Below are 15,224 nucleotides of genomic sequence, written 5' to 3'. Positions count from 1 at the left end.
GGCAGCGGTATCCTTAACCGCTATTCATCTATTTGCCTCAGCGCGTGTATGGGTAAATTGTTGGGTAGAGAAAACGATTCCAACAAGGAAACTACGGTAATAAGCCCGGCGTAATGGGGTTCACAGGGTTAAGTCCATAGTTATGGCGATGTTATTTCAAGCCGATGCTGTTTAATTTACAGATAACAATACCCGGCAGTGCGCTACACAATTTGTCGGCGATCACATTTTTTCAGGCAAACTCATTAATCTTTTCAACTATTAACCTGTCGAGCTAATTTGTGGGCGCACGGTGTGCGGTACATTGACGTCTGACTGAACGGGATGCGGTTAAATATTTCAGATTTATGATGCAGTTACCTCTATGTCGGTTATAAATAGGCAGCAATAAACCTCTGCAGCCGTTTAATTTCGGTTTTACCGACCTTTTTCATCCCTCTCTGGCGTTGCTGGTGCGAAGTAAGGGGGAAATGGTATGGATGACGCAGGAAGCCTGGGGATAAAATATGTTACACTGCGCTCCGTTTAAAAAACGCATCGATTAGGATTTCTCAGCCAATGGCACAACTTTATTTCTACTACTCAGCAATGAATGCCGGGAAGTCGACCGCCCTGTTGCAGTCGTCGTACAACTATCAGGAGCGCGGCATGCGCACCGTGGTTTATACCGCGGAAATAGACGACCGCTTTGGTGCCGGTAAAGTCAGCTCGCGAATTGGCCTTTCTTCGCCAGCGAAGCTGTTTAACCAGAGTAGCGACCTGTTTGACGAAATTCGTGCGGAGAACGCCCGTGAGCAGGTTAACTGCGTGCTGGTGGATGAATGCCAGTTCCTGACCCGAGAGCAGGTCTATGCGCTTTCTGACGTGGTAGATAACCTCGATATCCCCGTATTGTGCTACGGGCTGAGAACGGACTTTCGCGGCGAACTGTTTATCGGCAGCCAATATTTGCTGGCGCTCTCCGACAAACTGGTGGAATTAAAAACCATCTGCTTCTGCGGGCGGAAGGCCAGTATGGTGCTGCGTCTCGATCAGGAAGGGCGTCCTTACAATGAAGGTGAGCAGGTGGTGATTGGCGGTAATGAGCGCTATGTCTCCGTTTGTCGAAAACATTACAAAGAAGCGCTGGAAACAGGCTCTCTGGCCGTTATTCAGGATAAGCATCGTCTAGCCCATCGTTCCTGCTAAACGCCTTCAGACGCGTTTCTACCCCCTGTCATCGCCGGGGAGTAGAAGCGCGTTTTTTATTGCTGATTTCACGGTAATAAAAAAAGCCCCATCACGAGGATGGGGCTTGTTCTTTGTGCTTTCAGCGAGCGTTAAAGCGAATTATTTTTTCGCTTTTTTCTCAGCTTTAGCCGGTGCAGCTTCTTTTTTCTCTACTGCCGGCGCGCCTTCAACGAACTCACGACCGTAGTAGGTATCCAGCAGAATCTGTTTCAGTTCAGAAATCAGCGGGTAACGTGGGTTAGCACCAGTACACTGGTCATCAAACGCATCTTCAGACAGTTTGTCCACGTGTGCCAGGAAGTCAGCTTCCTGCACACCAGCTTCACGGATAGACTTAGGAATACCCAGCTCAGCTTTGATTTCTTCCAGCCAGCCCAGCAGTTTTTCGATTTTCGCTGCGGTACGGTCGCCCGGAGCAGACAGCCCCAGATGGTCAGCGATTTCAGCGTAGCGACGACGAGCCTGCGGACGGTCGTACTGGCTGAATGCAGTCTGTTTAGTCGGGTTGTCGTTCGCGTTATAACGAATAACGTTGCTGATCAGCAGGGCGTTCGCCAGACCGTGAGGAATGTGGAACTGAGAGCCCAGCTTGTGCGCCATTGAGTGACATACGCCCAGGAAGGCGTTCGCAAACGCAATACCGGCGATGGTGGCTGCACTGTGTACACGCTCACGTGCTACCGGGTTCTTAGAACCTTCATGGTAAGACGCTGGCAGGTTTTCTTTCAGCAGTTTCAGCGCCTGCAGAGCCTGACCGTCGGAGAACTCAGAAGCCAGTACGGAAACGTAAGCTTCCAGGGCGTGAGTGACGGCATCCAGACCACCGAAAGCACACAGGGACTTCGGCATATCCATGACCAGGTTGGCGTCAACAATCGCCATGTCAGGCGTCAGCGCGTAGTCAGCCAGTGGGTATTTCTGGCCAGTTGCATCGTCGGTTACAACCGCAAACGGAGTCACTTCAGAACCGGTACCGGAAGTGGTGGTGATCGCAACCATTTTTGCTTTCACGCCCATTTTCGGGAACTTGTAGATACGTTTACGGATATCCATAAAGCGCAGCGCCAGTTCTTCGAAGTGCGTTTCTGGGTGTTCGTACATGACCCACATGATTTTTGCTGCGTCCATCGGGGAACCGCCGCCCAGCGCGATAATCACGTCTGGTTTGAAGGAGTTCGCCAGCTCTGCACCTTTACGAACGATGGTCAGAGTCGGGTCAGCTTCAACTTCGAAGAATACGTCAGTTTCAACGCCAGCCGCTTTCAGTACAGAAGTGATCTGGTCTGCATAGCCGTTGTTGAACAGGAAGCGGTCGGTCACGATCAGAGCACGTTTGTGGCCATCAGTAATCAGCTCATCTAACGCGATTGGCAGTGAGCCACGACGGAAGTAGATAGACTTCGGAAGTTTGTGCCACAACATGTTTTCAGCTCGCTTAGCAACGGTTTTCTTGTTGATCAGGTGCTTAGGACCAACGTTTTCAGAGATGGAGTTACCACCCCATGAACCACAACCCAGAGTCAGGGAAGGTGCGAGTTTGAAGTTGTAGAGGTCACCGATACCACCCTGAGAAGCAGGGGTGTTGATCAGGATACGCGCGGTTTTCATCATCTGACCGAAGTGAGCAACGCGTTCTGGCTGGTTGTCCTGGTCGGTGTACAGGCAAGAGGTATGACCGATACCGCCCATCGCAACCAGTTTTTCAGCTTTCTCAACGGCATCGTTGAAGTCTTTTGCACGATACATCGCCAGGGTTGGAGACAGTTTTTCGTGAGCAAACGGTTCGCTTTCGTCAACAACCTTCACTTCGCCGATCAGAATCTTAGTGGTTTCTGGTACGGTGAAGCCTGCCAGTTCGGCAATTTTGTGCGCCGGCTGACCAACGATAGCGGCGTTCAGCGCGCCATTTTTCAGGATAATATCCTGAACCGCTTTCAGCTCTTTGCCCTGCAGCATGTAGCCGCCGTGGCTGGCGAAACGTTCGCGAACGGCATCGTAAACGGAGTCAACAACAACAACGGACTGTTCAGAAGCACAGATAACGCCGTTATCGAAGGTTTTAGACATCAGAACAGATGCAACAGCACGTTTGATATCAGCGGTTTCGTCGATAACAACAGGGGTGTTACCTGCGCCAACGCCGATTGCTGGTTTACCGGAGCTGTATGCTGCTTTAACCATGCCTGGACCACCGGTCGCAAGGATCAGGTTAATGTCCGGGTGATGCATCAGCGCGTTAGACAGTTCTACAGACGGTTGGTCAATCCAGCCGATCAGATCTTTTGGCGCGCCAGCAGCGATTGCAGCCTGCAGAACGATGTCTGCTGCTTTGTTGGTCGCATCTTTCGCACGCGGGTGCGGAGAGAAGATGATGGCGTTACGCGTCTTCAGGCTGATCAGTGATTTGAAGATAGCGGTAGAAGTTGGGTTAGTGGTCGGTACGATACCGCAGATGATGCCGATGGGTTCAGCGATGGTGATGGTACCGAAGGTGTCGTCTTCAGACAGCACGCCACAGGTTTTTTCATCTTTATAGGCGTTATAGATATATTCAGAAGCGAAGTGGTTTTTGATCACTTTATCTTCAACAATACCCATGCCGGATTCGGCAACGGCCATTTTTGCGAGAGGAATTCGAGCATCTGCGGCAGCCAGGGCGGCGGCGCGGAAGATTTTATCAACTTGCTCTTGAGTGAAACTGGCATATTCACGCTGGGCTTTTTTTACGCGCTCGACGAGTGCGTTAAGTTCAGCGATATTAGTAACAGCCATAATGCTCTCCTGATAATGTTAAACTTTTTTAGTGAATCATCTGCTCGACAAGTCAGTATAGACAAATCACCTGCAGCTGGTGAAAGAGTTAAGGAAACAAGGTGTTACCCACAAACTGATTCACTGATTTACTAAAAGAGCTTCGATTTAGCCAAGGAGCTTACCGGAAAATACGCCTTATTTATGAGGCCGTTTCTCTTTCGGTGTAAGCAGATTACCCACTTCTGAGTACGATTTACGTGATCTAAATCAAATTTAAGGCAAGCTGACACCTTTCAGCAGGCCGATTTTAGCAAATTGTATAAACTGTTAATCATTGGTGGGTATTGGTGGTGTAAACATTAGCATACTTTATACAAATGCATAACACTCTGTTTTTGCCTCATTTTTATGGATAATTCTAATGAACATGGCTAATAAAAAGGGTATTGTCTGCGCGACTCGCGATTTGCAGTTCGTCAACTACAACTTTTAATGATGCTCCGGGGTTCACGTGATTCAAACGCTGTTTGATTTTCCTATCTTCTTTAAGTTCTTTATTGGGCTGTTTGCGTTGGTGAACCCGGTTGGGCTGATACCCGTTTTTATCAGCCTGACGAGTTATCAAACGGCGGCGGTGCGTAATAAAACCAACCTGACGGCAAGCCTGTCGGTGGCAATTATTCTGCTGACCTCGCTTTTCCTTGGGGATTTCATCCTGCAACTGTTCGGCATTTCCATCGATTCGTTCCGCATTGCCGGCGGGATCCTGGTCGTATCGATTGCCATGTCGATGATCAGCGGCAAGCTGGGGGAAGATAAGCAGAACAAGCAGGAAAAATCAGAAACCGCCGTACGTGAAAGCCTGGGGGTTGTGCCGTTGGCGCTGCCGCTGATGGCGGGGCCGGGGGCCATAAGTTCGACAATCGTTTGGGGTACCCGCTACCATTCGCTCACTTATCTGCTCGGCTTTTCTTTATCTATTGCGCTGTTTGCCTGGTGCTGTTGGGGCATTTTCCGTATTTCTCCCTGGCTGGTACGTATGCTGGGGCAAACCGGAATTAACGTCGTCACCCGTATCATGGGCCTATTATTGATGGCGCTTGGCATCGAATTTATTGTGACCGGTATCAAATCCATCTTTCCGGGGTTGGTCGGTTAAATATTCTACGGCGGCAATGGATGTTAACATCTATTGTTGCCGTTAATATCACAAAATCATATCGTTCATTTATCATGCCGATACAGAAATAATTAATTCGAATGATTCTAAAATAACCATTAATATCAATGCGATATGCATTTCCTCATCTTCTTGCTTCCCGCATAGAAATGTTATTTCTCTCACACGATACTCTGGGGCTTGCCGTTAGATAATTGAAATGATATTAGTAATTTCAGTTTCACAGCAGAGTTATGTGCTAAAAATTGAGCAACTGTTAAGTTTTTGTGCAAAAAATCGCCTCCGACGCTGACGCGTTGAGTCATACGAAAGATTTTTGCATATCTATCTGAAATTTATGGATTTCATGATTAGGTGCTTTCTCTATAGGCTGTCCTGCTGCGGGTGGGATGCTGCGCAAAAGAGAATTGGTTAACAAATTTGCAAATTATATTGGCGGTGATAATCGTCATTTGGTACTTTCCGGCCTAAGTTATTTGCGGATAACGTAATGTAAACGATAACTGTTTCTATTTGTAAACAGTGATGAACAGAATAAGAAAAGCGTCCCGACAGGGGGAGGCTTTAATGAATCGACGTCAGGTTGCCACAAAGAGCGACCGTAATAAAAAAGTCGGTGATAGCAGGCAGTAAATGACCTGGCAGACGCAAAAATCTCCTGCGCTGTACAGGAACCCGCAAGGGGACTAAAACAGGCTGACTTCAGTCAGTAATAATAATGAACGGAGTATCAACACAATGTCCATCATCACAAAAAGAAGTTTGGTTGCGGCAGGTATTCTCACCGCGCTGATCGCAGGGAACGCGGCTATGGCTGCAGAAGTACCCGCGGGTGTGCAGCTGGCAGAAAAGCAAACCCTGGTTCGTAATAACGGTTCCGAAGTGCAATCTCTTGACCCGCATAAGATCGAAGGTGTTCCAGAGTCCAATATTAGCCGCGATCTGTTCGAAGGGTTACTGGTCAGCGATCTGGACGGCCATCCAGCACCGGGCGTAGCAGAATCCTGGGATAATAAAGACTTTAAAGTCTGGACCTTCCATCTGCGTAAAGACGCTAAATGGTCCGACGGTTCGCCGGTGACCGCACAAGATTTTGTTTACAGCTGGCAGCGTTCAGTTGACCCGAAAACCGCTTCACCGTATGCAAGCTACCTGCAGTATGGCCATGTCGCGGGTATCGATGAAATCCTCGAAGGTAAAAAACCGATTACCGATCTCGGCGTAAAAGCGGTTGACGACCATACGTTAGAAGTGACCTTAAGCGAACCGGTTCCTTATTTCTACAAGTTGCTGGTGCATCCTTCCACTTCGCCAGTACCAAAAGCAGCAATCGAAAAATATGGCGAAAAATGGACCCAGCCGGCGAATATCGTCACCAACGGTGCTTATAAATTAAAAGATTGGGTAGTGAACGAGCGTATCGTTCTTGAGCGCAGCCCAACTTACTGGAATAACGCGAAAACCGTTATCGATCAGGTTACCTTCCTGCCAATTTCTTCTGAAGTGACGGACGTAAACCGTTACCGTAGCGGCGAAATCGACATGACCTATAACAACATGCCGATTGAACTGTTCCAGAAGCTGAAAAAAGAGATCCCGAGCGAAGTTCACGTTGACCCATACCTCTGCACCTACTACTACGAAATTAACAACCAGAAAGCGCCGTTTACCGATGCGCGCGTGCGTACTGCGCTGAAGCTGGGTATCGATCGCGATATTATTGTTAATAAGGTAAAAGCACAGGGTGATATGCCGGCTTATGGCTATACGCCACCTTACACCGATGGTGCAAAACTGACGCCACCAGAGTGGTTCGGTTGGACTCAGGCCAAACGTAACGAAGAAGCGAAGAAATTGCTGGCCGAAGCGGGTTATACCGCGGATAAACCGCTGACCATTAACCTGCTGTATAACACATCCGATCTGCACAAGAAGCTGGCGATTGCCGCAGCATCGCTGTGGAAAAAGAACATTGGCGTGGATGTGAAGCTGGTTAACCAGGAGTGGAAAACCTTCCTGGATTCCCGTCACCAGGGGACGTTTGATATTGCGCGCGCAGGCTGGTGTGCCGACTATAACGAACCCACCTCTTTCCTGAACACCATGTTGTCTAACAGCTCAATGAATACCGCGCATTATAAGAGCCCGGCATTTGATAGCATCATGGCTGAAACGCTGAAAGCGACCGATGAAGCGCAGCGTACCGCACTGTATAGCAAAGCAGAGCAGCAGCTCGACAAAGACAGCGCGATTGTACCGGTTTATTACTATGTAAACGCCCGACTGGTGAAACCATGGGTCGGTGGCTATACCGGCAAAGACCCGCTGGATAATACTTATACAAGAAATATGTATATTATTAAGCACTAATGGCAATACGTGGGGCAGGCTCGGCTTGCCCCACGGTGTCTCGCATTATTGTATTATTACAGGCACAGCCAAAAGGTATGGGCAATGTTGAAATTTATTCTCCGTCGCTGTCTTGAAGCGATTCCGACGTTATTTATTCTTATTACCATTTCGTTCTTTATGATGCGTCTTGCGCCTGGTAGCCCATTTACGGGGGAGCGCACGCTGCCGCCAGAGGTTATGGCCAATATTGAAGCGAAATATCACCTTAACGATCCCATTACCACCCAATATTTCAGCTATCTGAAACAGCTCGCGCACGGCGATTTTGGGCCATCGTTCAAATATAAAGATTATACGGTCAACGATCTGGTGGCGAGCAGTCTGCCAGTGTCGGCCAAATTAGGCGCGGCGGCATTCCTGCTGGCGGTTATTCTTGGCGTCTCAGCGGGGGTGATTGCCGCGCTTAATCAGAATACCAAGTGGGACTACGCGGTGATGGGGGTCGCGATGACCGGGGTGGTTATCCCCAGCTTCGTGGTGGCGCCGCTGCTGGTCATGATTTTCGCGATTACACTGCACTGGCTGCCCGGCGGCGGCTGGAACGGCGGGGCGCTGAAGTTCATGATTCTGCCGATGGTGGCGCTTTCTCTGGCCTATATTGCCAGCATTGCGCGTATTACCCGTGGCTCAATGATTGAGGTTTTACACTCCAACTTTATTCGTACCGCAAGGGCGAAAGGGTTGCCTATGCGGCGGATTATTTTCCGTCACGCTTTAAAACCCGCGCTGCTGCCGGTGCTTTCTTATATGGGGCCTGCCTTCGTCGGTATCATTACCGGTTCGATGGTCATTGAGACAATCTACGGCTTGCCGGGGATTGGACAGCTGTTCGTTAACGGGGCGCTTAACCGCGACTACTCCCTGGTACTGAGCCTGACCATTCTGGTTGGCGCGCTAACGATCCTGTTTAACGCGGTTGTCGACGTACTTTACGCCGTGATTGACCCGAAAATTCGCTATTAAGGCTGGAGTTCGCCATGATGTTAAGTAAAAAAAGCAGCGAGGCGCTGGAAAACTTCAGTGAGAAGCTTGAGGTTGAAGGCCGCAGCCTGTGGCAGGACGCGCGTCGTCGCTTTATGCATAACCGCGCGGCGGTAGCCAGCCTGGTTGTGCTGGTATTGATTGCGCTGTTCGTCACCCTGGCGCCGATGTTGTCGCAGTTTTCCTATTTCGACACCGATTGGGGCATGATGTCCAATGCGCCGGATATGGAATCCGGGCACTATTTTGGTACCGACTCTTCCGGCCGCGACCTGCTGGTCCGTGTGGCAATCGGCGGGCGAATCTCTCTGATGGTTGGGATCGCTGCGGCGCTGGTTGCAGTGGTTGTCGGCACGCTGTACGGCTCGCTCTCCGGCTATCTGGGCGGGAAAATCGATTCGGTAATGATGCGTTTGCTGGAAATCCTCAACTCCTTCCCGTTTATGTTCTTCGTGATCCTGCTGGTGACCTTCTTTGGGCAAAACATCCTGCTGATCTTTGTTGCTATCGGGATGGTGTCCTGGCTGGATATGGCGCGTATCGTTCGCGGGCAGACGCTTAGCCTGAAGCGTAAAGAGTTTATTGAAGCAGCCCAGGTAGGCGGCGTATCGACCGTCAGCATTGTGGTGCGCCATATCGTACCGAACGTGCTGGGGGTGGTAGTGGTGTATGCCTCTCTGCTGGTGCCCAGCATGATTCTGTTTGAATCATTCCTCAGCTTCCTCGGACTGGGGACACAAGAGCCGCTGAGCAGCTGGGGCGCTCTGCTGAGCGACGGTGCTAACTCGATGGAAGTTTCGCCATGGCTGCTGCTGTTCCCGGCGGCGTTCCTGGTGGTGACCCTGTTCTGTTTTAACTTTATCGGCGATGGCCTGCGTGATGCCCTCGACCCGAAAGACCGTTAAGGAGCGTTGCCATGAGCATAATTGAAACGGCAACAGCGTCACAGCGTCTGCTGGATGTGAAAGATCTGCGCGTCACCTTCAAAACTCCCGACGGCGATGTCACCGCCGTTAACGACCTCAACTTCAGCCTGCGTGCAGGCGAAACGCTGGGGATTGTCGGCGAGTCCGGCTCCGGAAAGTCGCAAACCGCGTTTGCGTTGATGGGGTTACTGGCAAGCAACGGGCGTATTGAGGGATCGGCGCTGTTTAACGGTAAAGAAATCCTGAACCTGCCGGAGCATACGCTTAACAAGCTGCGCGCCGAGCAGATTTCCATGATTTTCCAGGACCCGATGACCTCACTGAACCCGTATATGCGGGTAGGCGAGCAGCTGATGGAAGTGCTGATGCTGCACAAAGGCATGGGAAAAGCTGAAGCGTTTGAAGAATCGGTGAAAATGCTGGATGCGGTGAAAATGCCGGAAGCGCGTAAGCGCATGAGGATGTACCCGCACGAGTTTTCCGGCGGGATGCGTCAGCGTGTGATGATCGCTATGGCACTGTTGTGTCGCCCTAAACTTCTGATTGCCGATGAGCCAACGACCGCACTGGACGTGACCGTTCAGGCGCAAATCATGACCCTGCTGAACGAGCTTAAGCGCGAGTTCAATACGGCGATAATCATGATCACCCACGATCTCGGCGTGGTCGCCGGGATCTGCGATAAGGTGCTGGTGATGTACGCCGGGCGGACCATGGAATACGGCAAAGCGCGCGATGTCTTCTATCAGCCTGCGCATCCTTATTCTATTGGTCTGTTGAATGCGGTTCCACGTCTCGACGGCGAAGGAGAATCGCTGTTGACCATTCCGGGTAACCCACCAAACCTGCTGCGTTTACCATCAGGCTGCCCGTTCCAGCCGCGCTGTCCGCATGCGATGGACGTGTGTAGCAGCGCGCCGCCGCTGGAAGAGTTTGCGCCAGGCCGCTTACGCGCCTGCTTTAAGAACGTGGGGGAACTGGTATGAGCGCCGTGACTGACGAAAGAAAAGTACTGCTCGAAATCGCCGATTTAAAGGTCCACTTCGAGATTAAAGATGGCAAACAGTGGTTCTGGCAGCCGCCAAAAACTCTGAAAGCGGTTGATGGCGTGACGCTGCGTTTATACGAAGGCGAAACGCTGGGCGTGGTGGGAGAGTCCGGCTGCGGTAAATCCACCTTTGCGCGTGCCATTATCGGCCTGGTGAAAGCGACCGATGGTAAAGTCGCCTGGCTGGGGAAAGATCTGCTGGGGATGAAACCGGATGAATGGCGCAACGTGCGCAGCGATATCCAGATGATTTTCCAGGATCCGCTGGCGTCGCTGAACCCGCGTATGACCATCGGCGAGATTATCGCCGAGCCGCTACGCACCTACTACCCGAAAATGCCGCGTCAGGAAGTTCGTGACAAAGTGAAAGCCATGATGATGAAGGTGGGGCTGCTGCCAAACCTCGTCAATCGTTACCCGCATGAGTTTTCCGGCGGTCAGTGCCAGCGTATTGGCATTGCGCGGGCGTTGATTCTTGAGCCGAAGCTGATCATTTGTGATGAGCCAGTATCCGCGTTGGATGTGTCGATTCAGGCACAGGTAGTGAACCTGCTGCAGCAGCTACAGCGTGAAATGGGCCTGTCGCTCATCTTTATTGCCCACGATCTGGCCGTCGTGAAGCACATTTCCGATCGCGTACTGGTGATGTATCTGGGGCATGCGGTGGAGCTGGGCACCTATGACGAGGTGTACAACAACCCGCTGCACCCGTACACCAAGGCGCTGATGTCCGCTGTGCCGGTTCCGGATCCGGATCTGGAGCAGAATAAAACCATTCAATTGCTGGAAGGGGAGCTGCCTTCGCCGATTAACCCGCCTTCAGGCTGCGTATTCCGTACGCGCTGCCCGCTGGCCGGGCCAGAATGTGCGCAAACGCGCCCCCTCTTAGAAGGCAGTTTCCGCCACGCGGTTTCCTGTCTCAAGGTTGACCCGTTATAATCATCTGGGCTGGCAGGTTGCCAGCCCTTATTTTTTATACGAGGGTTCATCGTGGTCGGTATTAGCGCTCTGCGCCATCGTCTCTATCATTTGCTCTTTGAACAACGCACACGAACCGGACGCCGGTTTGAAGCGTTGTGCGGTTTTTTCGCCTTATTAAGCGTCTGCGCTATTTTTATTGAGTCGGGCATTGGTACAACCTACCACCTGAGCTACGACGAATGGCATGCTTTTGTCTGGCTGGAAATAGCCTTTACGCTGGTGTTCACGCTGGAATATTTTCTGCGGCTATTCTGCTGGCCAAATCCCGCTCGCTATGTTTTTAGCTTCTGGGGTTTTATCGACCTGGCGACAATTTTACCGTTTTACGTGATTATGCTGTGGCCGGAAATAGGCGTGGAATATCTGTTTGCCTGGCGTGCGATGCGCGTTATTCGGGTGTTACGTATTCTGAAGCTGCTGCGCTTGATGCCCGCATTGAATAGCTTCTGGACGGCGATCGTCAATTCCCGCCATCAGCTGATTCTATTCTATGCCTTTATCGGCATTGTGATGGTGGTGTCCGGTGCGCTGATGTACGGCATTGAAGGGCCGGTGCACGGTTTTACCACGCTCAGCACTTCGGTCTACTGGGCCATTGTGACCGTGACCACCGTGGGCTATGGCGATATTACGCCGCACACCGCCGCGGGCAGAATGGTGGCTTCTGTACTGATATTGATCGGCTATTCCGTCATTGCCATTCCGACCGGCATTATTACCGCGCAGATGACCAGCGAGTTTCAAAAGCGTCGCCAGGAGCGCGTTTGCCCGCACTGCAAACAGCGGCATCATGAACCCAGCGCGCACTACTGCAATAGCTGCGGTACCGCGCTTCCTCAACATCAGCCGCAATAAGGCGGTATTACAGGCATAAAAAAGGGCAGTCAGGCTGCCCTTGATGTTGTTATTCTCGCCAGAGAATATGGCAAAGCTTGTGATCTTTTTCGCGACACAGCAGCACACGGGCAAAAATATCGTTCAGTTCGCCGCCGTCAGTATCCGCAAGGCCAATCACCACTTCGGCAAAGAAATCCGGGTTCAGATCGTAGTCGACATGCTCCTGCCAATCTTCGGAAGGATCGAACAGCTCAGCGCCGCCGCGTTCTTCAAATTGCAGGTTGAACAGAATAATGTCGGCCGGGTCAAGATTGTCTGCCGCCAGCTCGAGAAAAATGTCATAAGCCTGCTCGAGCGTTTCATCTTCGGTCAGACGATTATTTAAATCCATATCCATGATGGCTACCTGTTGAGTGCTGATGGGCACGTTTTACAGTAATGGGCTAAAGAAGTAAAACAGTCGCTCAGCAATACGGTGCCAGAATGGACGTTTTACCCATAAACGCGCGTCCAGTAACCGCGAGCGGGAAATATAATCATCCTGCACGGCTGCGAGATCGCTGCCGAATCCGCTGTCATCGATGACCAGGGTAATCTCAAAGTTAAGCCACAGGCTGCGCATATCGAGATTAACCGTGCCGACAAGGCTCAGCTCGCCATCGACCAGCACGCTTTTGGTGTGCAGCAGACCGCCTTCAAACTGATAGATTTTGACGCCGGCCGCCAGGAGTTCGGTAAAGAAGGCGCGGCTAGCCCAGCCAACCAGCACCGAGTCGTTTTTACGCGGCAGGATAATGCTGACATCAACCCCACGCTGTGCGGCGGTGCAGATTGCGTGCAGCAGATCGTCGCTGGGGACGAAGTACGGCGTCGTCATAATCAGGTATTCGCGAGCAGAATAGGCTGCGGTCAACAGCGCCTGATGAATCAAATCTTCAGGGAAGCCTGGGCCGGAGGCGATAGTCTGAATAGTATGCCCGCTGGCCTCTTCAAAGGGCATAATGTTAAGGTCCGGCGCAGGGGGTAATATGCGCTTACCGGTTTCAATTTCCCAGTCACAGGAATAGACAATACCCATTCCCGTGGCGATCGGCCCTTCCATTCGCGCCATCAGATCAATCCATTGGCCAACGCCGGAGTCCTGCTTAAAGAAACGCGGGTCGACCATGTTCATACTGCCGGTGTAAGCAATATAGTTGTCGATCATGATCATTTTGCGATGCTGACGTAAATCCATGCGCCGTAAAAATACACGCATCAGATTAACCTTGAGCGCCTCGACCACCTCGATGCCTGCATTACGCATCATCGCTGCCCACGGGCTGCGGAAGAAGGCGACGCTGCCAGCCGAATCGAGCATCAGGCGGCAGTGTACCCCGCGACGTGCGGCGGCCATCAGCGATTCGGCTACCTGATCGGCCATGCCGCCGGGCTGCCAGATGTAAAAGACCATTTCGATATTGTGCCGCGCCAATTGGATGTCGCGGATGACCGCCTGCATGACATCGTCGGAGTCGGTAAGCAGCTGTAGCTGATTGCCCTTCAGGCCGGCGATGCCTTGACGGCGTTCGCATAGCTTAAACAGCGAAGAGGCGACCTGGCTGTTATCGTCGGCGAAAATGTGTTTGCAGGCCTTCAGGTCGTTTAACCATTTGGCGGTGGAAGGCCACATGGCGCGCGCACGTTCCGCGCGTCGCTTGCCGAGATGCAGTTCGCCCAGCGAGAGATAGGCAATAATACCGACCAGCGGCAGGATATAGATGATCAGCAGCCAGGCCATTGCCGACGGCACGGCGCGGCGTTTCATCAGAATACGCAGCGTTACCCCGGCGATTAACAACCAATACCCCAGAATAGCCATCCAACTTACTACGGTGTACACGGTTGTCATAGTTCGAAAATCCTTTTGAATGCCAGATGTTAAGAGTTTACGCATCAGGAGACATCTGGCAAATAAAAACGCACCCAGAAAGCGCTGGTCAGCGATTAGCAAGGGGCTATAATGGAGCGTCTTTTTTAGCAAGAGCGTGAGCAATGAAGCGTAGTAGACCTGAAGTGGGGCGCTGGCGGATGCTGAGACAAGCAAGCCGCCGTAAAGCGCGTTGGCTGGAAGCTCAATCGCGTCGTAACATGCGCATCCACTCCATCAGAAAGTGCCTGGTCGGTCGGCAGCGTAACTGCCTGTTGTTCGCCATCTACGATCTCTGATGATAAAAAAGGGCACCGTCAGGGTGCCCTCTGTTTTTGCTGGTGGCTCAGCGTTAACGTCAATCAGAACACTTTTTATATTGTCGTTCGCGTATTCCGATTAAAGACGTTCCATTCCATGAATCCCCGTCCTCTCTGACGCGACGCGTATCTGTGAGTACGGCATGCTGCGTTGCGGGTGAAAATAAGATCAAGATAAGTAGATGTTTGCGGCCACTGGTCCGTTGAGACCATTGATACGACAAAACTCAACGCGGATTCCCGGTATCAGGCTTTCGGATTGACTACAATAGACTGCTGAAATGTGTAGCAGAACGTCTTTTCGACCGTCGGAAGGGGTGATAAAACCTTTACCACTGATAGCATCAAAACTTTTGACAATGCCTGTCATTTTACGAGACAAATAGATTCCTTGTTAAAAATTACGGGCAAACTATACGCTTAAAAAAAATTAAAAGCTAATGTTATGCCAGAATTTTAATCAGGACTCCTGGATGGCTAAAATAAAATTTGCTAATCCGCATAGGAAATGCATTAATGGCTGCGTAAGCTTGAAACGCAAGCAAAACGTAAAATATTCTTCTGTATAACCTTCATCGTCTGGCGCTATCGCTGATATCTCCTTCCTTTGAGTTCAACGTACAGTACTATGTGTTTATAGCAATCA

At 51.1% G+C, this 15,224-nt stretch carries 13 protein-coding genes; 9 read left to right on the top strand and 4 right to left on the bottom strand.

Annotated elements, in window-relative coordinates; all coding sequences use genetic code 11:
- Positions 1–558: 558 nt before the first annotated feature.
- Positions 559–1,188 carry a thymidine kinase gene (gene tdk / locus H7R56_RS13350; protein WP_106930791.1) on the top strand — a complete coding sequence of 210 codons (630 nt, stop codon included), beginning with the start codon at positions 559–561 and terminating at the stop codon, positions 1,186–1,188.
- A gap of 141 nt (positions 1,189–1,329) precedes the next feature.
- Here the strand turns inward: tdk and adhE are convergent, their stop codons facing one another.
- Positions 1,330–4,002 carry a bifunctional acetaldehyde-CoA/alcohol dehydrogenase gene (adhE, locus tag H7R56_RS13345; RefSeq protein ID WP_106930793.1) on the bottom strand — a complete coding sequence of 891 codons (2,673 nt, stop codon included), beginning with the start codon at positions 4,000–4,002 and terminating at the stop codon, positions 1,330–1,332.
- A gap of 493 nt (positions 4,003–4,495) precedes the next feature.
- Here adhE and H7R56_RS13340 point away from each other — a divergent pair, with 493 nt between their 5' ends.
- The 7 genes from H7R56_RS13340 to H7R56_RS13310 all read left to right on the top strand — a co-directional run bounded on the left by H7R56_RS13340 (position 4,496) and on the right by H7R56_RS13310 (position 12,367).
- Positions 4,496–5,143: a YchE family NAAT transporter gene (locus H7R56_RS13340; RefSeq protein ID WP_106930795.1), complete on the top strand. Its 648-nt coding sequence runs from the start codon at positions 4,496–4,498 to the stop codon at positions 5,141–5,143.
- Positions 5,144–5,902: 759 nt separating this feature from the next.
- Entirely contained in the window at positions 5,903–7,534 is a 1,632-nt protein-coding gene (gene oppA / locus H7R56_RS13335; protein ID WP_106930797.1) for an oligopeptide ABC transporter substrate-binding protein OppA, read from the top strand.
- An 84-nt stretch (positions 7,535–7,618) separates the two neighbouring features.
- Complete coding sequence (gene oppB / locus H7R56_RS13330; RefSeq protein ID WP_106930799.1) at positions 7,619–8,539, top strand: oligopeptide ABC transporter permease OppB; 921 nt, start codon at positions 7,619–7,621, stop codon at positions 8,537–8,539.
- Between the two features lie 14 nt (positions 8,540–8,553).
- A complete protein-coding gene (gene oppC, locus H7R56_RS13325; protein WP_106930801.1) occupies positions 8,554–9,462 on the top strand; it encodes an oligopeptide ABC transporter permease OppC in 909 nt (302 codons plus the stop codon).
- An 11-nt stretch (positions 9,463–9,473) separates the two neighbouring features.
- On the top strand, positions 9,474–10,469 hold the full coding sequence (locus H7R56_RS13320) for an ABC transporter ATP-binding protein (RefSeq protein ID WP_106930803.1): 996 nt from the start codon (positions 9,474–9,476) through the stop codon (positions 10,467–10,469).
- Positions 10,466–11,470: a murein tripeptide/oligopeptide ABC transporter ATP-binding protein OppF gene (oppF, locus tag H7R56_RS13315; RefSeq protein ID WP_106930805.1), complete on the top strand. Its 1,005-nt coding sequence runs from the start codon at positions 10,466–10,468 to the stop codon at positions 11,468–11,470. Before H7R56_RS13320 ends, oppF begins: the two co-directional genes overlap by 4 nt.
- Before the next feature lie 51 nt (positions 11,471–11,521).
- Positions 11,522–12,367, top strand: coding sequence for an ion transporter (locus H7R56_RS13310; RefSeq protein WP_374956760.1), 846 nt, complete (start codon positions 11,522–11,524; stop codon positions 12,365–12,367).
- A gap of 49 nt (positions 12,368–12,416) precedes the next feature.
- Here the strand turns inward: H7R56_RS13310 and H7R56_RS13305 are convergent, their stop codons facing one another.
- Together H7R56_RS13305 and cls are read right to left on the bottom strand one after the other, a co-directional pair.
- A complete protein-coding gene (locus tag H7R56_RS13305) occupies positions 12,417–12,746 on the bottom strand; it encodes an HI1450 family dsDNA-mimic protein (protein ID WP_106930809.1) in 330 nt (109 codons plus the stop codon).
- 33 nt (positions 12,747–12,779) lie between these two features.
- Positions 12,780–14,240 (bottom strand): cardiolipin synthase, encoded by a 1,461-nt coding sequence (gene cls / locus H7R56_RS13300; RefSeq protein WP_106930811.1) that lies wholly within the window; start codon positions 14,238–14,240, stop codon positions 12,780–12,782.
- Positions 14,241–14,383: 143 nt separating this feature from the next.
- Here cls and H7R56_RS13295 point away from each other — a divergent pair, with 143 nt between their 5' ends.
- Positions 14,384–14,557 (top strand): YciY family protein, encoded by a 174-nt coding sequence (locus H7R56_RS13295; RefSeq protein WP_015964169.1) that lies wholly within the window; start codon positions 14,384–14,386, stop codon positions 14,555–14,557.
- A gap of 190 nt (positions 14,558–14,747) precedes the next feature.
- Here H7R56_RS13295 and cspF read toward each other — a convergent pair whose 3' ends face one another.
- On the bottom strand, positions 14,748–14,960 hold the full coding sequence (gene cspF, locus H7R56_RS13290) for a cold shock-like protein CspF (protein WP_106930813.1): 213 nt from the start codon (positions 14,958–14,960) through the stop codon (positions 14,748–14,750).
- Between the last annotated feature and the right edge of the window lie 264 nt (positions 14,961–15,224).

This window comes from Klebsiella sp. WP3-W18-ESBL-02 (assembly GCF_014168815.1).
In the GTDB taxonomy this organism is placed as follows: Bacteria; Pseudomonadota; Gammaproteobacteria; order Enterobacterales; family Enterobacteriaceae; genus Kluyvera; species Kluyvera ascorbata_B.
The sequence above is the reverse complement of the archived record's forward strand: the minus strand, read 5'-3'. Positions and strand labels throughout refer to the sequence as shown.